Here is a 20,647-nt window from a genome sequence, read left to right as displayed (position 1 = left end):
GAGTGGGAGTGACCTGTCTTCGCCATGCGCACGTAGACTTAAGCGTTGCGGATCACGCCGAAGGCGTTGGCGAGCGTTCCACACGGTCGCTCGTGCTCACGTCCGACGTTTCTGGACCGACTGACTTGCCCAAGCTCGACCTTTCCGAGGAACAGGGAAGGTGCTGGAGCTCGACCTCGGCCTCAACCAAGCCGACATCTTCTCCGATATGGTCGATGATCAATTCCAGGACACCGAGCCGTTCAAGTTTCTGGGGCTTTGAGAGATCCGTGCTTGGTGGAACGAAAGGAAACGCTTGCTGGCATGACGAAGTCGACCGTCACCATTTATGGCATCCCGAACTGCGACACGATGAAGAAGGCGAGAGCCTGGCTTGCGGAGCACGCGATCGAGGCCGCCTTTCACGACTATAAGAAGAGCGGCATCGATCAGGCGCGGCTCGAGAGCTGGTGTCGGGCGGTTGGCTGGGAGGTGCTGCTCAATCGTGCGGGGACGACGTTCCGCCGGCTTCCGGATGCCGATAAGGAGACGCTCGATCAAGCCAAGGCGGTGGCGCTGATGCTGGCGCAGCCCTCGCTCATCAAACGCCCGGTTCTGGAGCATGACGGCGGCAAGCTCCTCGTCGGCTTCAAGCCGGAGGCCTATCGCGCCGCATTCGGCAAATAGCGAGTCTTCAAACGAGAATAGACGGGACAGGTGTGCGGGGCCTGTCCCGTCCATTGACGTGCCCATCTCGCGATGGGTCGTTAAATGTGGCTCGACGGCCGACGCGGGGACATTGGCATTCGGACCACACCGAAAAGAGAACGGGATAGCCGCAGAATTATTCCAGCAGGCGCCATTAATCTGCGGAAGAATCTTTTGACTCACGAAGTCAAAATTGAAAACTTCGTCAAATCATAAGCTTGCGATCCGCTCGGGGCGGCCAATTTCCAGGCGCCGTTCCTTGACGGCGAGCCAGGCGCCCGTTCCGGCCCAGCCGAGCGCGACCAGGGATCCGATGACCATGGCGAGCGCGGGATGCTCGGCTGCGACGTCCAGCCCGCGTTTCACCCAGCCGCCGATGGCGTCGCCGCCGCGGTAGATCACCGTGTCGATGACGTTCTTCGCCTTATACTTCTCCTCAGGCGGGACGACGGTGTAGAGCATTTCGCGCCCCGGGCGGACCAGGGCATACTCGCCGACGCGGCGTGCGATCATGACGATCGCCAGCACGAAGAAGACGGGCGCCACAGCCAGCCAGAGGAAGCCCGCGGCCATCGCAAGAGGCACGCCGACGAGCAGCACGCCGATGCCAAGGCGATCGGCGATGCGGCCCGTCAGAAAGACCTGGATCAGGATCGTGCACGCCTGGACGAAGGCATCGATCATGCCGAACACTTGTGTCTGGCGCGTGCGGTCGGGGAAGGTCTCGGCGACGAGGCGCGCCTGCTCGAAGTAGAGGAACGTCGAAACGACGGCGAGCAGCACGACGAAGAGCGCGATAGCTGCGAGATACGAGGAGCGCATCACCGCCGTGGCGCCTGCGAGGGGATGGCCGCCAAGAGGCTTGGCGCGCGGGGCCGGCTCCTCGGCTGGCAGCGGATTGACGTCCCGCCAGCGGTGCAGCCGGAACGCCGCGATGGCACTTCCCGAAAGCAGGGCCGCCGATACCAGCAGCAGGCCAGCGTGGCCGATGGGGCCAACGAGGAGCGTTCCGAGCACGGGACCGGTAAGGCCGCCGAGGCTCGCGCCGCCGGCAATCAGGGCGAACAGGCGTTTCGCCTGAGAGGTGGCCAGAAGGTCAGCCAGAACGCTCCAGGCCAGCGAGATGGCGACAAGGTTAAACACCGAAAGCCAGATGTAGAAAGAGCGCGCCAGCCAGGCGTTCGCCGGATCGTAAGTGAAGCCCAGGGCAAAGACGGCGAGGTTGCTGGTGAAGAAAGCATAGGTCCAGAGCAGGATGTGGCGCCGGGGGACCTTAGAGGAGATCCAGCCGAACACCGGCAGCACGGCCAGCGTGGCGAGAAACGTGCCAGTGAAAAGCCACTGCAGGTTCTCGACGCCGCCCGCTATTCCCATCGTCTCCCGCACTGGCCGCAGCATGAAGTAGCCGGTGAACAGGAGGAAGAACATGCCCGCGCCCGCGGCAACGGCGGGCATCTCGCCGGGCTCGACATTGAACAGCTTCGTGAGGCGCGCAAGGCCCTGGTGGGGGAGAGAGGGCGCCATCCCGTCAGGTCAGCGCTTCGATCAGGGATGCGCGCTGCTCGGCGGTCAGATCCGGCCCGACGCCCGCCTTGAGGTTATCCGTCTGGCGGTGGGGCTTGCCGGTGGCCGGGATCACGACCGTGACTGCGGGCTCGCTCAGCGCGAACCGAAGGAAGGCCTGCGCCCACGAGGTGATGCCGGCTTCGGCGGCCCAGTCGGGAAGCGGCTTGTCCTTGACGCGGCCGAACAGCTTACCGTCCTCGAAAGCGCGGTTGATCATCACGGCGACACCGAGATCGCGGGCGAGGGGAAAGAGGCGCTTCTCCGCGCCGCGCGTGACAACGGAATAGTTGATCTGCAGGAAGTCGGGCTTCTCAGCCTCGACCACGTCGGCGAGATCGTCCTGGGCGTGCTCGAGATAATGGGTGACGCCGATATAGCGTGTCTTGCCTTCGGCCTTCAGCTCACGGCAGAGGGCAAGCTGTGTTTTCAGATCGCCGAGATTGTGCACCTGAAGAAGCTCGACCTTGTCGGTCTTCAGCCGTTCGAGCGTGCTGTTGAATTGCGCGAGCCCGGCTTCTCGGCCGCGCACGCCGGATAGCTTGGTCGCGAGCCACGCCTTAGGGCGCAAGCTCTGCTCGGCAAGGAGCGCGCCGAGAACGTCCTCGGCGGCGCCATAGGTGGGGGCTGTATCGATGACCGTGCCGCCGCCGGCGAAGAAGATCTTCAGCACTTCGCGCAAGGCGTCGTACTCCGGCGTGCCGGTGCCCACCTCGAAGCTGCCGGAGGTGCCCATGCCGATCACCGGGATCTTCTCGCCAGTCGACGGAATGGCGCGCGTGAGGAGAGACGTGGCAGCCGGCGTGGTGTCGGCAAAGGCGCCGCGACCCCAGGGGCTCAACGCGAAGACAGCAGTGGCGGAGGATGTGGCGCTCAGGAAGCTGCGGCGAGACTGCATGGTTCGATACCTCCCTCATTCGCCGGCGTTACGAACGCCTGCCATATAGGAAGACGGGGAGCTTAGTGCCAATCCGGTGTTTCCCCCTATCCGTTCCGTTAACGGACAGAAAAAGAGGGCCCCCCAGCGGGGGGAACTGGGGGGCCGGCCATATGGAGCGCCGCCGAGCGTGGTGGTGGGGGACCGCGGAGGCGCTCTGTCTCGCCGGAGCGCGGGGGTGGCAACACCGGCGGACAATGGGAACAGCGGTGAGGCCGCTTTGGTTCCCGTGCGTGGATCACAGATTTTTTCGGCGATGGCTGTGTCCAAAGGAAGAGAAGGAGCGGAGTGCAATCCGGGGGTGCGCTCCGCTCCAGCTTCCATGGTTAATCGAGGTCGGCAACCTCGAGCGGGGTTCCGCCACGCATGCGCTGAGCCAGCGTCGCCTCGATGAACGGATCGAGGTCGCCGTCGAGCACGGTGTCCGGGCTCGAGCTCTGCGCGCCCGTGCGCAGGTCCTTGACTAGCTGATAGGGCTGCAGAACGTATGAGCGAATCTGGTGGCCCCAGCCGATGTCGGTCTTCGCCGCCTGGTCGGCGCTCGCCTTCTGCTCGCGCTTTTTGAGCTCGAGGTCGTAAAGGCGCGCCTTGAGCCGCTTGAACGCAATATCCCTGTTCTGGTGCTGGGAGCGCTGCTCCTGGGCGAAGATGATGATGCCTGTCGGCTTGTGCACGAGGCGAACAGCGGATTCGGTCCTGTTCACGTGCTGGCCGCCGGCGCCGCTCGAGCGCGCGAAGCTGACGTCCACGTCGGCCGGGTTGATGTCGACGTCGATCGAATCGTCGATCACCGGATAGACGGCGACAGAGGCAAAGCTCGTGTGGCGGCGCGCGTTCGAATCGAACGGCGAAATGCGAACGAGCCGGTGCACGCCCGCCTCCGTCTTCAGCCAGCCGTAGGCATTGAGACCCTCGATCTCGAGGGTTGCAGATTTGATGCCGGCTTCTTCGCCCGGGCTCTCGTCGATCAGGCTGACCTTGAAGCCGCGCCGCTCCGCCCATCGCATGTACATGCGGGTCAGCATCTGGGCCCAGTCCTGGCTCTCCGTGCCACCGGCTCCCGCATGAACCTCCACGTAGGTGTCCATGGCGTCGGCTTCGCCCGACAGCATGGCCTCGAGGCTCTTGCGCTGCACCTCCTCGTCGAGGCGGCGCAAAGCAGCCTCGCCTTCGGAGACGGTGGCGTCGTCATCCTCCGCCTCGCCGAGCTCGATCAGGGTCAGATTGTCGTCGAATTCACGCTCAAAGCGGCGGAGATCGCCGAGAGAGACCTCGAGCTGCTGGCGCTGGCGCATGAGCTTCTGCGCCTCGGCAGGGTCGCTCCAGAGCGCGGGATCCTCCGCGCGCCGGTTCAGATCGGCTAGGCGTGCTTCTGCCTGATCCGGGTCAAAGATACCTCCTCAAGAGGCGCAGAGCCTCTTCGATAGAGGACACGACTTTTTGCGCTTCAGCGCGCATGGCTGTCTCCCAACGTCAATTGTATTGAGGATGGCTTCATATAGGGGCGGGACGCAGGTGTGTAAACGCGGCGACACGATGCAGTGCGGACCGATCCACTAGCAAGAAAAAATTTTTATCAGCAGGAAGTCATCACCATAGCCCGCCGGGGCCACCACTGTAGCCTGGGCCGTCACCATAACCCGGGGAGGCCGAGGGTGCGGGCTGCCAGCCGCCGCCCCCCGGCGGCTCGGCACTCGAGCTTTGCGCGTATGGATCCGTGAAGCCGATCACCGAATAGGCATCGTCCGGCTCCTCGTCGGTCTTGAAGGCCTCCATGATCGCGGCAGGATCGTCGGGCGAGGCGCGCAGCCCGGTTTTCAGGTTGACACGCACGAGCTTGATGCCGGGCGGCATGCGGAACGGGACGGCTGGCTGATCGGCGAGCGCGCTCTGCATGAAGCTCTTGAAAATGGGAGCCGCCACGGCACCGCCGGTATTGCCCTTGCCCATGGGGCGCGGGGTATCGAAACCGACGAAGACGCCGACCACGAGGTCGGGCGTGTAGCCGACGAACCAAGCGTCCTTCTCTTCGTTGGTGGTGCCGGTCTTTCCCGCGAGCGGGCGGTTCAGAGATTTCAGGGACGAGGCGGTGCCGCGCTGGATGACGCCTTCGAGAATGGAGGTCATCTGGTAGGCGGTCTGCGGATCGATGATCTGCACGCGGTCGTCAGGAACCTCAGGCTCCTCCTGGTGCTCCCATCGCTCGGCGTTGCAGTCGGCGCATGCGCGGGAGTCATGACGCCAAACGGATTTGCCCCAGCGGTCCTGGATGCGGTCGATCAGCGTGGGGCGCACCGTCTTGCCGCCGTTGGCCAGCATGCAATAGGCAGTCGCCATGCGTAGAAGCGTCGTCTCGCCAGCGCCGAGTGACATCGAGAGGACCGGCAACAGATCGTCGTAGACGCCGAAGCGGCGCGCGTATTCGGTGATAATCGGCATGCCCATGTCCTGGGCGAGCCGCACCGTCATCTGGTTGCGCGATTTCTCGATGCCGACGCGCAGGGTCGTCGGCCCGTGCGACTGGTCTTTCTCGTAGTTCTGCGGGCGCCAGATGTCCTGGCCGGGACCCTGCTCGATCTCGATCGGCTCGTCGAGAATGATCGAGGTAGGCTTGTAGCCGTTATCGAGCGCCGCCGTGTAGACCAGCGGCTTGAAAGCTGAGCCTGGCTGGCGCCGCGCCTGCAGCGCGCGATCGAACTGGCTCATAGCGAACGAGAAGCCGCCCGAGACCGCGAGCACACGGCCCGTGTGGGGGTCCATGGCGATCAGGCCGCCGCCCACTTCGGGAATCTGCATCAGCGACCAGGGGCCGCCCAGATTGCTCTCGTCCTTCGGCGCCACGTAGATCACGTCTCCCGCCGTGAGCAGGTCGGACATCTGCTTCGGCTCGGCGCGCTTGGCCGTTCTGGCCCATTTGATTTCGGCAAGCGTGAGCTCGACGGCGTGGCGCTCCTCGGTCAGGCTGCCGTCCTGCTTGCGGGAGGGTTTGAGACCGACGACGGCCTTCGCCTTCTCCATTGAAAGCACGACGCCGAGCCGCCAGGGCGCAATATCGGAAGGGCTCTCGATGGCGCCGAGCGGCACGCCCCAATCCCCAGCGATGTCGATCTTGCTTACGGCGCCGCGCCAGCCGCGCTTGCGATCGTAGGCGACGAGGCCGTCGATCAGCGCCTTGCGGCCGATCCTCTGCAGGCGCGGGTCGAGCGTCGTGCGCACGGAGAGGCCGCCAGCGTAGAGCTTGCCTTCGCCATAGGCGTTGAACAGCGAGCGGCGAACCTCCTCGGCGAAGTACTCGGCGGCAAAGATGTGGGCGCCGCCCGCGCGCAGGTTGACGGTGAGATCCTTGGCTTTCGCCTCGACGGCTTCCTCGGCGGTGATGTAGCCGTTTTCGGCCATCTGGCCGAGGATCCAGTTGCGCCGGTCCGTGGCGCGCGCCTTCTGGCGGAAGGGATGGTAATTGTTGGGCGCCTTCGGGAGCGCCGCCAGGTAGGCCGCCTCCTCGATGGTTAGATCCTTCAGCTCCTTATTGAAATAAGCCAGGCCCGCTGCGGCCACGCCATAAGCGCCGATGCCCAGATAGATCTCGTTCAAGTAAAGCTCGAGGATCTTGTCCTTCGAATACGCGCGCTCGATGCGGATGGCGAGAATCGCCTCCTTGATCTTGCGATCGATCGTGCGGTCGCTGGTCAAGAGGAAGTTCTTGGCGACCTGCTGGGTGATGGTGGAGGCGCCCTCGGTGCGCCGATCCCCACCCTGGATCTTGTTCTCGACGAATTTCACGACCGCGCGCGCGATGCCCTGCATGTCGAGGCCGCCGTGCTCGTAGAAACGGCTGTCCTCGGCGGAGAGGAACGCTGCGATGACGCGCTTCGGAATCGTGTTGATCGGCACGAAGATACGCCGCTCGCGGGCGTATTCGGCGATCAGCGAGCCGTCGTGGGCGTGAATGCGGGTCATGACCGGCGGCTCGTAGCTCGCCAGGCTTTCGTAATCCGGGAGATCCTTCGACGCCTGCCACAGCACGTAGCCTACCGCTGCGGAGGCGACGAGAAACACGACAACGCCGGCAGCAAAGCTCCAGCCGAGAAAGCTCAAGAGCAGGCTCTTGCGCTTTCGGCCTCGTCTCCGGTGGTCCGGGTATGGTGGTGGCAGCGTTGGGGCTCGCATCCGCCTGGGGTCCGCTCGACCGATGTTCGCTCAGGGCGTCAGTACGCTCTGCGCACTGCTATTGCATTGCAGCAACCGGTGGATCAAGCCCGAACATTACCACGGATTGTGGCATCACGTCGGCCTAAACCCCGGATTTGCTGAACGGATATGGGACAACGGGGATGGATCGCCGCGGGCACGCTAATAAGACCGCGGGGAAATCGGTGCAACCATGCCCTTCAGCGCGGCGGCGATCCAGCCGTCCGCTTGGCGAAATAGGTGTCGACTGCGGCCGTGATGGAGGCTGAGATCTTTTTTCTCCAGGCAGGAGACTTAAGGAGCTTCTCGTCCTCCGGGTGACTGAGGTAGCCGAGCTCGATCAGGACCGATGGGGCGTGGTTTTGCTTCAAGACCTTGAAGGCCGCGGCCCGCTGGGGAGCGCGGGACAAGACGCGCGCGGGCTTCAGCTTGCGCACCAGCACGTTCGAGAAATCGGCAGAGAAATTCGCCGTTTCGCGCGTCATGAGGTCGAACAGGATGCTGCGAACCTCGTCGTTGCCGTCCCCGTCGACGACGTTGATGCCCGCCACTAGGTCGGACGCGTTCTCTTTTTCGGCCATAAGGCGCGCCTGCTCGTCGGAGGCCCGCTCGGAAAGCGTGTAGACGGTCGCGCCGCGCACGTATCCCCCGCCGTCCTCGGCGGCGAGGGAATCCGCATGCAGCGAGATGAAAAGATCGACATTCTGCGCCGCCGAGAGCTTCACGCGCTGGTCGAGGGAGACGAAGACGTCCGTCGCCCGCGTCATGCGGACATCGTAGCGTCCGGTGGCGGCGAGTTGGAGGCTGAGCTCCTTGCCGACGGCGAGGACGATGTCCTTCTCAAGAATGTTGGAAACGCTCACCGCGCCGCCGTCGATGCCGCCATGGCCGGGGTCGATCATGATCACACGCTTATCAGAGACAGCGGGGGTGGCGGGCGCCGTGGATTCGGAGGGAGCCGGGGCAGCATCCTCGCTTTCCGCCTCCTTGCCGGCTCCGGTGCCGACGCCGAAGCTCGCCGGATCGGTCGGCACCATGTCGAATGTGAATACAACCCCTTTGGCGTCGGGTGCGGCCGTCATCGCGGCGCGCTCGATGCGCACCGGGCCCGTGGTATCGAGCACGATGCGCGCCTTGCGTTCGGCAAACTGCCCGTAGCGGAACGCGCGAACGAGCCCGAGGCCCTCCAGGCCCGTACCGTCAGGGAGGCGGAACTCGACATCGGGCAGGTCGACGATGACGCGGTAGGGATTGGCCAGCGTATAGATCTCGGCCGGCACGCCGACAGACAATTCGAGGCGGAAGGAAGTGCGTGCGGCATCGCCGGAGAGGACGGCCCGGCTCGCAAAGACGCCGTCTTCGGACGCGACAGCGCAGGCGAGCCAAGCGTGCATCAGCACCGTAAGAGCTACGGCAACTGTCCGTTGACCAACAAATGCGGCCCTGATCCCGATCCCCGGCTGCACGCGGCCCCCATCGCGCTTCAGAGCAAATTATAGCGTAAGAGCTATATGTTAGGTCATATTCGATGGATTTGCGCAAGAGCCGCCCCGCGGGCACCCTGCGCGGTTTCGCATCCTAAAACATGCTTGCCACGCCGGCGGCGAACCCGTACAAAATTGTCCTGCATCGTGTTCGAGGGCGTCTTCTTCGCGCGAGAGTTCAGTCGGATGTTGGATGCGCGGCCCGGTTGTGCCGAGTCATATCCAACCCGCGATTGCCCAGGTCCTCCCGAAGCGGACGATGCGCACGGCCGATGGTCATTTGGCGTTAGGCTTTGTGATCGGCCGCGTTGCCCGAGACCCGCAAACGGTTTCAGGCCAAATCCTGAGCCGGAGCACGTCGCCCCCGACGTCACGGTCCGAAAGCGCCCTTGCCTGCGGTGCAGCTTGCCTGATCAGGCGCATGCGCCAGAGATCGTTGGCCCCACCAGTTCCGCGTGCGCGGCATGCGCGCCCGGAACCTTTCGTTCGAGACTCATGCAGATCGACCGCGCATTCCGTGTTTTCGGCTCCAAGCCCCAAAGGGCTGGGCCTTGGATGCGCGCCCGTGTTTTCACCTCAAACCCCTTCCGATCCAACATAACAAAGGCGCGCGCCACGCTCAGGCCGCTAGTCGCCTCCGGCCGCTCAGCCGGTTCCGGTGGTCAGGCCCACCGGCGCGCAAAGGATAAGTTCAAATGGCAACAAATAAGATGCTCATCGACGCCACACACCCCGAAGAAACGCGGGTGGTGGTTCTCCGTAACGGCCGTGTAGAGGAGTTCGATTACGAGAGTGCCGCACGCAAGCTTTTGCGCGGCAATATCTATCTGGCAAAAGTTACGCGCGTCGAACCCTCGCTGCAGGCCGCTTTCGTCGATTACGGCGGCAACCGCCACGGCTTCCTTGCCTTCAACGAAATCCATCCGGACTATTATCAGATCCCGATGGCCGATCGGCAGGCGCTGCTCGAGGAAGAGGCGCTGGCCGAGGCCGAGGAGGAGGCCGAGGCGGACGCACGCGCGGAACGCCTGGCACGCCGCCGTAGACAGCAGGGCGCGAGCGCCGGCGACGAGGCGGGCCACGAGGATGGCGATCCGGATCAAGCCGGCCATCATCATGAAGATGATGATGACGACGATCATGACGACGACGAGGCTGACGAAGCCTCCGAGGACAATGGCTATTCGGATGCTCCGGTGGAGCTTGCTGGCGCGGGCCACGACGACGCCCACGAGGAGGATGCGCCGCGGGTGATCGCGGAGGCGAGCGCACGGGACGAGGTGCGCACCGAGGAGCCTTCGGCGCCCGAGAGCCACACGGCGGAGCTCGGTGAGGCGCGTGACGCGCCATCCGCCAGCGGCGACGCGCACGTGTCCGACGCCGTCGCTGAGGAGGAGGCCGCTACAGCGATCGCCGATGTCGTCTCCGAGCCGTCTGGCGAGGGAGACGAGCCCGGCATCGTGCAGGTGGTCGCCTCCGGAGCCGCGGAACCCGAAGCATTGGAGAATGCTGGCTCGGAGGATGCGCTCGAGGAGCTGCCGGTGCGTCCGCGCCGACGCCCGAGAAGCTATAAGATTCAAGAGGTGATCAAGCGTCGCCAGGTCATCCTGGTGCAGGTGGTCAAGGAGGAGCGCGGCAACAAGGGCGCGGCGCTGACCACTTATCTCTCGCTTGCCGGCCGCTACACGGTCCTGATGCCGAATACGGCGCGGGGCGGCGGCATCAGCCGCAAGATCACCAATCCGCAGGACAGAAAGCGCCTCAAGGCCATCGCGCAGGAGCTCGACGTGCCGGAAGGCATGGGGCTGATCATCCGCACGGCGGGCGCGGCGCGCACCAAGCAGGAGATCAAGCGCGACTTCGAGTATCTGCTTCGTCTGTGGGAGAGCGTGCGCGATCTGACGCTGGAATCGACAGCGCCGAGCCTCGTCTACGAGGAAGGCAACCTGATCAAGCGCTCGATCCGCGACCTCTATAATAAAGACATCGAGGAGATCGTCGTCGCGGGCGATCATGCGCACAAGGACGCCAAGGACTTCATGCGCATGCTCATGCCGAGCCATGCCAAGAACGTCCTCCTGCACCAGGACCCCGAGCCTCTGTTCACGAAGTACGGCATCGAGCGGCAGCTCAACGCCATGTTCAGCCCCTACGTGACGCTGAAGAGCGGCGGCTACCTCGTCATCAATCAGACGGAAGCGCTCGTTGCCATCGACGTCAACTCGGGCAAGGCAACGCGCGAGTTCTCCATCGAAGAGACGGCGCTCAACACCAACCTCGAGGCGGCTGACGAGATCGCGCGCCAGCTGAAGCTCCGCGACCTCGCAGGGCTGATCGTGATCGACTTCATCGACATGGAGGAGAAGCGCAACACCCGGAACGTCGAGCGGCGCCTCAAGGACGCGCTGCGGTTCGACCGGGCGCGGATCCAGCTCGGGCGGATCAGCCATTTCGGTCTCATGGAGATGAGCCGGCAGCGCCTGCGCTCTGGTGTTCTCGAAGGCTCGACGTCGCAATGCCCGCACTGCCAGGGCACGGGCATTATCCGCTCGACGGAGAGCGTGGCGCTCGCCGTGCTGCGCGCGCTCGAGGATGCGCTGATGCAGGGCGCGAACACGTCTCTCATTGCCACGACGACATCCAGTGTGGCGCTCTACATTCTCAACAATAAGCGCCACTTCATCAATGACATGGAGGTGCGCAACGGCGTGTTCGTCACCGTGCAGGCGAGCGACAAGCTGCAAGGGGCGAATTTCCTGATCGAGAAGGGCCATGCGCCGGCAACGGTGCCCGCGCGCCGTCCGGATCGGGCCGCCGTCAATATGGACTGGGGCTTCACGAGCGAGACGGCGGAGGAAGCTTCTGAAGCCGACGTCGAAGAGGTCGGCGCGGAGGTTTCGCGCGAGCGCGAGGAGAGCCGCGAGGGCGGCGGGCGCCGGCGTCGGCGTCGCCGCGGTCGGCGTGGCGGAGAAGGGCGTGCGCGCGGCGAAGGCATTGCTGCCGAGGAAGGTGCGCAACTGGCTGACGATGCCGCCGACGATCACCACGAGATGGCGCCCGAATCCGCAGGGGTGGCGGACGATGGTGACGGTGACGGCTTCGGCGAAGAGGATGTGTCCTACGAGGGTGACGGTGGCGCCAACGGCGAGGCTCGCGCCTCCGAGGCGGAGCACGGGCGCGATGATCACGAGGACGGCAACGGACGGCGCCGCCGCCGCGGCCGCCGCGGCGGTCGTCGTGGCCGGGATCGCACCCGCCGCCTGGAGAACGGTGGCGAGGAGGCCGGAGAGGAGACGGCTGCGGAAGCAGCCGAGGCTCTTCCTGGCGAGCTGGAGCCGAAGCCGGCGAATGACGGCGACGCCCCGAGCCTAGAGACAGCGAACGAGGTGAGCGAAGCACCGCCGGCACCGAAACGCGCGTCGCGGCGCCGGGAGGAGACGCCTGCTGCTCCGGCCGCTGCGAACGGGGAGCCGGCCGATCAGTCGGAGCCGAAAGTTGCGGTGAAGCCCGCGGCGAGCGTCGATAAGCCCGCGAGCGCTCCGGCGCGGAAGCAGCAGCCCGAAGCTGCCGTCGTTCAATCCGCACCCGCTGTGCCTGAGGCCTCGTCGGCGCCTGTCGCCCCGGCCGCGAGCCAGGAGCCGGCGCTTCTCGAAGGCAATTCTGTCGCTGCGCGCGCTCTGGCACGCCAAGCCGCAGCGCCGGCCGAGCCCAAGCTCGAGCGCGTCGTGGTTTCGCCGGACAGTGCGGCGGCGACGGCAGCCGAAGGCGGCAGCGAGGAGCCGGTGAAGCGCGGTTGGTGGCAGCGCCGCCTGCGCGGGTAGAGCGCTCAGCTCTCTTCAAAGGGCTCCACTATTCGTGTCATGAACCAAGGGGCCGGACAGCAATGTCCGGCCCCTTCTTCATCCCGAATCTCATCTCGTTCGCCCAATCCCGTAGGGGTGCGACATTTTTTTCAGTCATAGATGGGGCACGAATTTCATCTGAAAATTCAACCAGCCGCGCGGCGGCCTGCGACAAACAGGCTGCCCATTGCCCCAGTCCTGCCTCATTTTGACCACCGCCGGCTGATGTTTGCCCGGCCGTCATGCCGAAGATCCGGGGGGATGTCGACATCAGAGACTGCCCTTCGCTGAGCGACGCCGTGATCAGTGCATGACGTCATGCGGATGTACTTCGCCTGCTCGAGGCAGTGATCCCATGGACGACTTTACATCTTCCGGGCAAAGAGCCGGCTCTGCTGCGGCTCTACTTCGATCGCCCCGGAATTAATGGGACATCAAGGGAGTCTTCTATGAGTAAGCCGATTTTTGCCGCCGCGGTGGCACTGGCCGTGGGGGCCGTCTTCGCAGGTCCGACTGCAGCGCGCATCGATACGGGCCCCACGAGCTCGCTTTACGAGCGTGACGGGCGTCCACTGGCCAAAACCCAAAAGCAGCGCACGAAGACTCAGGCGCGCAAGGGCAAGTCAACGAAAACCGCCAAGAGGAAGAGCCTGCCGCCGGTGGGCCGCAAGGCGCGTCTTGCGGGGCGCGCCATGACGGCGGCTCCGTCGCGCGGCGGTGCTACGGCGTCCCGCGCCTGCCTCAAGCCCGCGGCCGCGGCACTGCTGGCCCGGATCGAGTCCAAGTTCGGACCCGTCAAGGTGATCTCCACCTGCCGTCCCGGTGCGCGGATCGCGGGTAGCGGAAAGCCCTCGAAGCATGGCTTCGGGCTCGCGGTGGATTTCGACGCGGGATCCCGCAAGCAGGCAATTGTCAGCTGGCTGCGCGCCAATCACACCACGGGTGGCACGATGACCTATGCTCGGATGAGCCACATCCATGTGGACATCGGACCGCGCTTCGTGTCGCTCGGTGCCGGCGGACGCAAGGGCTGAGCCGCGGAACCGATCCGGACTTCAGGAGGGGGCGCCTAGAGTGCTTCCGGAGTGGGAACCCTGTTTTCCGAGAAGAAGCACGATCAAACAAAAACTTAGAGCCGTTCCCCGATTTCCACCTCAACTGGAACGGCTCTAGCGCCCCCTTCCCTTATGAGCGCACGCGCTTATCGCGCTCTAGGTTTTTGTTTGAGAGACTGGTTCACGTTGTCAGTGGGCGCGTGTTCGCGTCCATCTCAAACGATCAGGCTCTAAGGCGCCAGGCTTTGATGCGGCGCGCCGCTTCGGCCATGTCGGCCTCGGTGCCGGCGTAGGAAAAGCGCAAGAAGCGGTGGCCTCGCGCCTCGTCGAAGTCGAGCCCCGGCGTTACGGCAACCCCGATCTCCTCCAGCATGGCGGCCGCGAAAGCTCGCGAGTCGTCCGTATAGGCGGAGACATCGGCGTAGAGATAGAAGGCGCCGTCGGCAGGGGCGAGGGCGGAGAGGCCAGCCTCGGGAAGCGCCTCGAGCAGAAGGGCGCGGTTCCTGGCATAGGTCGCGCGGTTTTCCTCGAGCTCGGCCGTGCCGTTGAACGCGCCAAGCGCCGCAACCTGAGAAACGGCCGGCGCCGATATGAACAGGTTCTGCTGCAGGCGCTCGATGACACGGACCAGGGACGTCGGCACCACGAGCCAGCCGACCCGCCAGCCGGTCATGGCGTGATACTTCGAGAAGCTGTTGATCACGATGGCCTCGTTCGAGACGCTGAGTGCCGTCGCGGCGGGCATTCCGTACGTGAGGCCGTGGTAGATCTCGTCAGAGATGTACCAGAAGCCCTGGCGATCGGCGTAGCGGATCAGCTCGGCAAGGCGCGGCGGCTCGATCATGGTGCCCGTCGGATTGGCGGGGCTTGCGATCACGAGCCCGTCGAGGCCGACCTCTGCATCGAGCCGGGCCACGGCGTCGAGGGTCGGCATCCAGCGTGTTTCGGGACCGGTCTCGATGAGGGGAGAGCGGCAGCCGAGGGCCGACAGGATGTGGCGATAGCAAGGGTATCCGGGTGAGGGGAGCGCGACGTTGGCGCCGGCGTCGAAGACGGCAAGGAACGCGAGCAGGAATGCGGCCGACGAGCCGGTGCACACGATGATGCGCTCCGCGTCGACGTCGACACCATAACGCACCTGATAGTCTTGCGCGATGCGTTCGCGCAGGCGGTCGATGCCAAGCGCGGCCGTATAGCCGAGCGTCTCGGTGTCGAGTGCGCTTCGGGCCGCGGCGAGGGCGGCCGCGGGCGCCGGCGTGCCGGGCTGCCCGACCTCCATATGAATGACCGAGCGGCCTTTGGCCTCGAGCTCGGCGGCAGCGCGCATGACGTCCATGACGATGAAGCTTGCAATGTCGCTCCGCGCGGCGGGGGCGCGCTCCTTCCGGGGCGCAGCCACGAAACGGGCGGGGTTTTCTTGTGTCATCGCTCCGAAACCTAACCAAAGGTGTTACTGCAGGGCGCGCGCCGCGAGCGCCTTTGTTTGGCCGTATTGAAACGGACCCATGGACCGCGAAACGCGGTTCTAACGCTCTATCTACCGCAGTTTTCACGCAGCGCCATATGCTCCGGTGCCGGCTTCCGCGCCGGGGATGCCGAACTCGCTTTGACCGGCGCGCCGTGACCGTTTAACGCTTTGATCGAGACTTCTGACGGCACCGCGCGAGCAAACCGGACGATCTAGCAGAATGACAATATCGACCTCGAGATTCTCTCTTCGCATTTCGGTATTCGGTCTCGCCGCCGGGCTGATTCTCGGCCTGCTGCCGGCCAAGCGTGCCGAGGCCCAGGGGCTTCCGCTCATCCGCGATACCGAGATCGAGCTGCTGCTCAACGATTATTCCCAGGGTATCTTCCGCGCGGCGGGGCTCGGCACGGGGCGCGTCACCGTGCGGATCGTCAACAACGAATCCTTTAACGCGTTCGTCATCGACGGACGCAACGTGTTCATGCACACCGGAACGCTGACGCAGGCCGAGACGCCGAACGAGGTGATCGGCGTGCTCGCGCACGAGGCAGGCCACATCGCGGGCGGGCACATGGCGGCGCTCAGGGCGCGCATCGCCAAGGATCAGACCCGGGCCCTGCTCATTCAGCTTCTCGGCATCGGCGCCATGATCGGCGGTGCGGCATCGGGCGGCGACACCGGACGCGAGATCGGCAGCGCCGGGCAGGGCGTCATGATGGGTGGAAACGAGCTCATCATGCGCGGCCTGACAGCCGAGCGGCGCTCGCAGGAATCGGCCGCCGACCAGGCCGGACTCAAGTATCTCAATGCAACTCAGCAATCCGGTCGCGGCATGCTGGCGACGTTCGAGCGGTTCGCCGGGCAGGAGCTCTTCTCCGACGCGCATCGCGACGCGTTCGCGCGCACGCACCCGGTGGCGACGGACCGCCTGGCGCGGCTGCGCCAGATCGTCGAGACCAGTCCGTATTACAACAAGAAGGATCCGCCCGAGCTGCAGCATCGGCATGACATGATGCGCGCCAAGCTGTCGGGCTATATGGAAGCCCCCACGCTCGTGTTCAACAGGTATCCGGCTTCCAACACCAGCCTGCCGGCGCGCTATGCGCGAACGATCGCGTCGTTCCGGCAAGGCGCCGGTGGGTTCGAGCAGGGCCTTGCCGGTATCAACGGACTGATCTCGGCGCAGCCGAACAATCCATATTTCTGGGAAGTGAAGGGCGACTTCCTGCAGAAGGCCGGCCGCCCGAAGGAGGCCATCGCGCCGCTGCGTAAGGCGTTGCAACTCCATAAGGGCGATGCGCCGCTGGTCGGCGTTCAGCTCGCTCAGGCGCTGCTGCAGACCAAGGAGCGGCAGTATTCGGACGAGGCCATCGGGCTCTTGCGCAAGGCTGTGCAGCGGGAGCCGGATAACGCCACGGCTTACAACACCCTCGGACAGGCCTATTATGACAAAGGCATGCTGCCCCAATCGGAACTGGCGCGCGCGCAGGGTCTTTTTTATTTTGGTGCCTTGAAGCAGGCGCAGGAGTTTGCCAAACGGGCGCAAGCGGGGCTGAAGGCCGGCTCGCCCGATTGGGTCAAGGCCGACGACATCATCAACTACAAGCCTCAGAGCTGAGGCGGCCTCTTTATCTCCCATGCGGGCGGACAAACCGTCCGGCAGAGGCCAGGACATGGAGCATTCATGACGCAATCCGGTTCTCATACGCCGAGCGCATTCCCGCGCGCGAGGCTTGCCGCCCTCATTCTGGCCCCGCTGCTGCTGGTCGGCGGCGTCTGGTTCGTGCAGGCCGATGCGCAGCAGGAAAGCGGTACGGCGGCTCCGGCTGCGGCGGCCGGCTCCGCTGCCTTCTCGGCGGACCAGAAAAGCGCGATCGAGACGATCGTGAAAGATTATCTCGTGCAGAATCCAGAAATCTTGTTCGAGGTGCAGACGGCCCTCGAGGTCAAGATGGCGCAGCAGGAGATGGAGCGCACGAAGTCGCTCGTGGCGGAGCACGCTAAGGAGATCTACCGCGCAGCCAACGCGCCGGTGGCGGGCAACCCGAACGGGGACATCACGGTCGTCGAGTTCTTCGACTATAACTGCGGCTACTGTAAGCGCGGCTTCAGCGAGATCCTAAAGCTCATCGAGAAGGACAAGAACGTCCGCGTCGTGTTCAAGGAATTCCCCATCCTGCGGGATGAGTCCGAGCAGGCGGCCCGCGTTGCCCTGGCGGCGCGCATGCAAGGCAAGTACTGGGAGGTGCATCGCGACCTGATCTCCACCAAGGGCCTCGTCAATGAGGCCGTGGGGCTCAAGGTTGCCGAGAAGCACGGACTCGACATGGCGAAGCTCAAGGCGGACATGGCCTCTCCCGAGGTGAAGGCCGAGTTGGACCGGGTCAAGGCGCTGGCGCAGACGCTCCAGATCAACGGCACGCCCCATTTCCTCGTCGGCGACAGGGCGATCGGAGGAGCACCGGAGAACCTGTTCGACGTTCTCGAGGAGCATGTTGCCGAGCTGCGGAAAGAGGGGTGCGCCTACTGCTGAGGCGTGACTTCCAGGAACGTAGCGGGCCGGCGTCCGGTGCGTGGCGGATCCGTGGAGCGCAGTCCGCAGGCTGAGCAGCCGGACGATCGGCTCCCATTTTTCGGGAGACGCTTTGCCTGGCAGGGCCGAGATCGGCTCTGCCGCAACCTTTGGCTTGGCCTCCTTTCGCGCGTGCGTTAAAGCTGATAGGAAGCCTTGCTAGGCTCCCCACGCGGGGCCTTCCTCGTGCTCGCGGGCGACAACCTGCGAGGCAAGGCGAAAATTCCCGACATCCTCAGTCCGATCTTGTCCATGGCCAAACCGGTATTTGTCCTCAACGGCCCGAACCTCAACATGCTCGGCCTTCGCGAGCCTGAGATCTATGGCCGCGACACGCTTGACGACGTGCGCGTGCGGGTGGAAGCGCGCGCGGCAACGCTTGGCCTCGCGGTGGCCTTCCGCCAGTCGAACCATGAGGGCGAGCTGATCGGATGGATTCAGGAGGCGCGGGAGGCTGCGTCGGGTATCATTCTCAATGCGGGGTCGCTGACGCATACGTCGATCGGTATCCTGGATGCGCTTTCGGCTGCCGAGCTACCGGTGATCGAGGTGCATCTGTCCAACATCTTCCGACGAGAGACATTCCGTCAGCACTCCTATGTGTCGCTCGCTGCGAAGGGCGTTATTTGCGGCCTGGGGGTGCCGGGCTACGAGCTTGCGCTCGAAGCCATGGCGGGGCTTGTGACGTAGGTCTCCCGTGAACAAGAAAACCAAGCACAGCGACAAGAAGCCGAAAGGGAAAGGGCTAGCGCGCATGACGGCGAAAGACGAGGCCGAAAAGCCGAGTGGGGAGCAGCAGCTTATCCGGGAGCTGGCGCAGCTCCTGAACGATACGGGGCTTTCTGAAATCGAGATCGAGAAAAGCGGTCTCAAGATCCGGGTGGCTCGCTCGCTTTCGGTTGCGGCGTCCGTTCCTTCGGCGCCGGTGCCGTTCGCGCCTGTGGCCGCCCCGGCGCCTTCCGCGCCGGAGCCAGCCCCAGCAGCGGGCGCAGCCGATCCGGCGAAGCATCCCGGTGCGGTCAAGTCACCGATGGTCGGCACGGCCTACCGCTCGCCGGACCCCAAGGCTCCGCCGTTTGTCGAGGTCGGCAGCCGTGTCCAGCAGGGCGATACGCTGCTCATCATCGAAGCGATGAAGACCATGAACCAGATTCCCGCTCCGCGCGCCGGAACCGTCTCGGCCATTCTGATCGAGAACGGCCAGCCGGTCGAGTTCGGAGAGCCGTTGGTGATCATTGAATAGGGAGAAGGGCAGCAGGCTGCGAGCCGCAGGCAGAGGCGAGACAGAGCTCTCTCCGCTGCCGGCAGCCCCGCTCACCGTTGCCGCGACAACAATGTTCGATAAGGTTCTGATAGCCAACCGGGGTGAGATCGCGCTGCGTATCCAGCGCGCGTGCAAGGAGCTCGGCATCGCCACCGTCGCCGTGCATTCGACGGCGGACGCGGACGCCATGCATGTGCGGCTTGCGGACGAGAGCGTGTGCATCGGCTCGCCGCCGGCAAGCGACAGTTATCTCAACATTCCTCGCCTGCTGGCCGCCTGCGAGATCACCGGCGCCGACGCCGTGCATCCAGGCTACGGCTTCCTTTCCGAGAACGCGCGCTTCGCCGAGATCCTCGAGGAGCATTCGATCACGTTCATCGGGCCGACGTCCGAGCACATCCGGATCATGGGCGATAAGATCGAAGCCAAGGAGACGGCCCGGAAGCTCGGGATCCCCGTCGTTCCGGGCTCAGACGGCGCGGTCGAGACCGAAGCGCAGGCGATGGAGATCGCCAAGGAGATTGGATTCCCGGTCCTTATCAAGGCCACTGCCGGCGGCGGGGGACGGGGCATGAAAGTGGCGCATTCGGCGGCTGATCTAGGCCTCGCCCTGGCCACGGCCCGCTCCGAGGCCAAGGCGGCGTTCGGCAACGATTCCGTCTATATCGAGAAGTTCCTGCAGAAGCCCCGGCACATCGAGATCCAGGTCTTTGGCGATGGGCGTGGCAACGCCATCCACCTCGGCGAGCGAGACTGCTCGCTGCAGCGGCGCCACCAGAAGGTCCTCGAGGAAAGCCCGTCTCCCGCGCTCAATGCCGCCTCGCGAAAGAAGATCGGCGAGATCGTCGCCGCGGCCATGCGCAAGATCAAATATCGCGGCGCGGGCACGGTCGAGTTCCTTTACGAGGACGGCGAATTCTACTTCATCGAGATGAACACGCGGCTCCAGGTCGAGCATCCGGTGACGGAGCAGATTACCGGCATCGATCTCGTGCTCGAGCAGATCCGTGTCGCCTCGGGCGCGAACCTCTCCTACAAGCAGGAGGAGATCACGTTCTCGGGCCATGCCATCGAGTGCCGCATCAACGCCGAGAACCCGCGCACCTTCCGCCCCTCTCCGGGACAGATCACCTATTGGCACCCGCCGGGCGGCCTCGGGGTGCGTGTCGATAGCGGCGTCTATCACGGCTACCGTATTCCGCCGTTCTACGACAGCCTGATCGGCAAGCTGATCGTGCACGGCAAGACTCGTAACGAATGCCTGATGCGGCTCCGCCGGGCGCTGTCCGAGTTCGTCATCGACGGGATCGAAACCACGATACCGCTGTTTAGCGAACTCGTGCGCCAGCCCGACATCGCCAACGGGCTGTACGACATCCATTGGCTCGAGAAATATCTCGCGGGGACCAATTAGAGCCGTTCCGGTTTAAGTGGAATCGGGGAACGGCTCCAAGTTCCTTGTTTGATCGGTCTTCGTTTCGGACACTCGGCGCGCATGGCTCCGCAATGACCGGTTCCCACTTTTCCGGAAGCAGCTAGAGCCGACCCGGTTTGGGTTGGCTGCGGGCTATCGGTTACGGGCTCCCT

The 20,647-nt window shown here is 64.6% G+C and carries 14 protein-coding genes; 8 read left to right on the top strand and 6 right to left on the bottom strand.

What is annotated here, in order from left to right; genetic code table 11:
* Nucleotides 1-303 precede the first annotated feature (303 nt).
* Nucleotides 304-666, top strand: coding sequence for an ArsC family reductase (locus tag V7P99_RS11050; RefSeq protein ID WP_333794873.1), 363 nt, complete (start codon nt 304-306; stop codon nt 664-666).
* Between the two features lie 231 nt (nt 667-897).
* Here V7P99_RS11050 and V7P99_RS11045 read toward each other — a convergent pair whose 3' ends face one another.
* From V7P99_RS11045 to V7P99_RS11025, 5 genes are all read right to left on the bottom strand, one after another.
* Entirely contained in the window at nt 898-2,211 is a 1,314-nt protein-coding gene (locus tag V7P99_RS11045; protein WP_333794872.1) for an NTP/NDP exchange transporter, read from the bottom strand.
* A 4-nt stretch (nt 2,212-2,215) separates the two neighbouring features.
* Nucleotides 2,216-3,148 (bottom strand): aldo/keto reductase, encoded by a 933-nt coding sequence (locus V7P99_RS11040; RefSeq protein ID WP_333794871.1) that lies wholly within the window; start codon nt 3,146-3,148, stop codon nt 2,216-2,218.
* 365 nt (nt 3,149-3,513) lie between these two features.
* Nucleotides 3,514-4,645, bottom strand: a protein-coding gene (gene prfB, locus V7P99_RS11035) for a peptide chain release factor 2 (RefSeq protein ID WP_333794870.1) whose coding sequence is annotated in 2 segments (ribosomal slippage) — nt 3,514-4,575 and nt 4,577-4,645 — 1,131 coding nt in all. Because the reading frame shifts where the segments join, the coding sequence is not laid out codon by codon here.
* 132 nt (nt 4,646-4,777) lie between these two features.
* On the bottom strand, nt 4,778-7,354 hold the full coding sequence (locus V7P99_RS11030; protein WP_333794869.1) for a penicillin-binding protein 1A: 2,577 nt from the start codon (nt 7,352-7,354) through the stop codon (nt 4,778-4,780).
* 221 nt (nt 7,355-7,575) lie between these two features.
* Nucleotides 7,576-8,769, bottom strand: coding sequence for an N-acetylmuramoyl-L-alanine amidase (locus V7P99_RS11025; protein WP_333794868.1), 1,194 nt, complete (start codon nt 8,767-8,769; stop codon nt 7,576-7,578).
* A 785-nt stretch (nt 8,770-9,554) separates the two neighbouring features.
* Between V7P99_RS11025 and V7P99_RS11020 the strand changes: the two genes are divergently transcribed.
* On the top strand, nt 9,555-12,680 hold the full coding sequence (locus V7P99_RS11020) for an Rne/Rng family ribonuclease (RefSeq protein ID WP_333794867.1): 3,126 nt from the start codon (nt 9,555-9,557) through the stop codon (nt 12,678-12,680).
* A gap of 470 nt (nt 12,681-13,150) precedes the next feature.
* Nucleotides 13,151-13,735, top strand: a complete 585-nt coding sequence (locus tag V7P99_RS11015) for a D-Ala-D-Ala carboxypeptidase family metallohydrolase (protein ID WP_333794866.1) — start codon at nt 13,151-13,153, stop codon at nt 13,733-13,735.
* Nucleotides 13,736-13,979: 244 nt separating this feature from the next.
* Here the strand turns inward: V7P99_RS11015 and V7P99_RS11010 are convergent, their stop codons facing one another.
* Entirely contained in the window at nt 13,980-15,182 is a 1,203-nt protein-coding gene (locus tag V7P99_RS11010; protein ID WP_333794865.1) for a pyridoxal phosphate-dependent aminotransferase, read from the bottom strand.
* Nucleotides 15,183-15,444: 262 nt separating this feature from the next.
* Between V7P99_RS11010 and V7P99_RS11005 the strand changes: the two genes are divergently transcribed.
* The 5 genes from V7P99_RS11005 to accC all read left to right on the top strand — a co-directional run bounded on the left by V7P99_RS11005 (nt 15,445) and on the right by accC (nt 20,474).
* Nucleotides 15,445-16,842, top strand: coding sequence for a M48 family metalloprotease (locus V7P99_RS11005; RefSeq protein ID WP_333794864.1), 1,398 nt, complete (start codon nt 15,445-15,447; stop codon nt 16,840-16,842).
* A 66-nt stretch (nt 16,843-16,908) separates the two neighbouring features.
* Nucleotides 16,909-17,757: a DsbA family protein gene (locus V7P99_RS11000; protein WP_333794863.1), complete on the top strand. Its 849-nt coding sequence runs from the start codon at nt 16,909-16,911 to the stop codon at nt 17,755-17,757.
* Nucleotides 17,758-18,048: 291 nt separating this feature from the next.
* A complete protein-coding gene (gene aroQ / locus V7P99_RS10995; protein WP_333794876.1) occupies nt 18,049-18,486 on the top strand; it encodes a type II 3-dehydroquinate dehydratase in 438 nt (145 codons plus the stop codon).
* A gap of 64 nt (nt 18,487-18,550) precedes the next feature.
* Entirely contained in the window at nt 18,551-19,039 is a 489-nt protein-coding gene (gene accB / locus V7P99_RS10990; protein ID WP_333794862.1) for an acetyl-CoA carboxylase biotin carboxyl carrier protein, read from the top strand.
* Nucleotides 19,040-19,130: 91 nt separating this feature from the next.
* Nucleotides 19,131-20,474 (top strand): acetyl-CoA carboxylase biotin carboxylase subunit, encoded by a 1,344-nt coding sequence (gene accC / locus V7P99_RS10985; RefSeq protein WP_333794861.1) that lies wholly within the window; start codon nt 19,131-19,133, stop codon nt 20,472-20,474.
* The last annotated feature ends 173 nt before the right edge of the window (nt 20,475-20,647 follow it).

It is taken from the genome of Hyphomicrobium sp. (assembly GCF_036780825.1).
Taxonomy (GTDB): Bacteria; Pseudomonadota; Alphaproteobacteria; order Rhizobiales; family Hyphomicrobiaceae; genus Hyphomicrobium_C.
The sequence above is the reverse complement of the archived record's forward strand: the minus strand, read 5'-3'. Positions and strand labels throughout refer to the sequence as shown.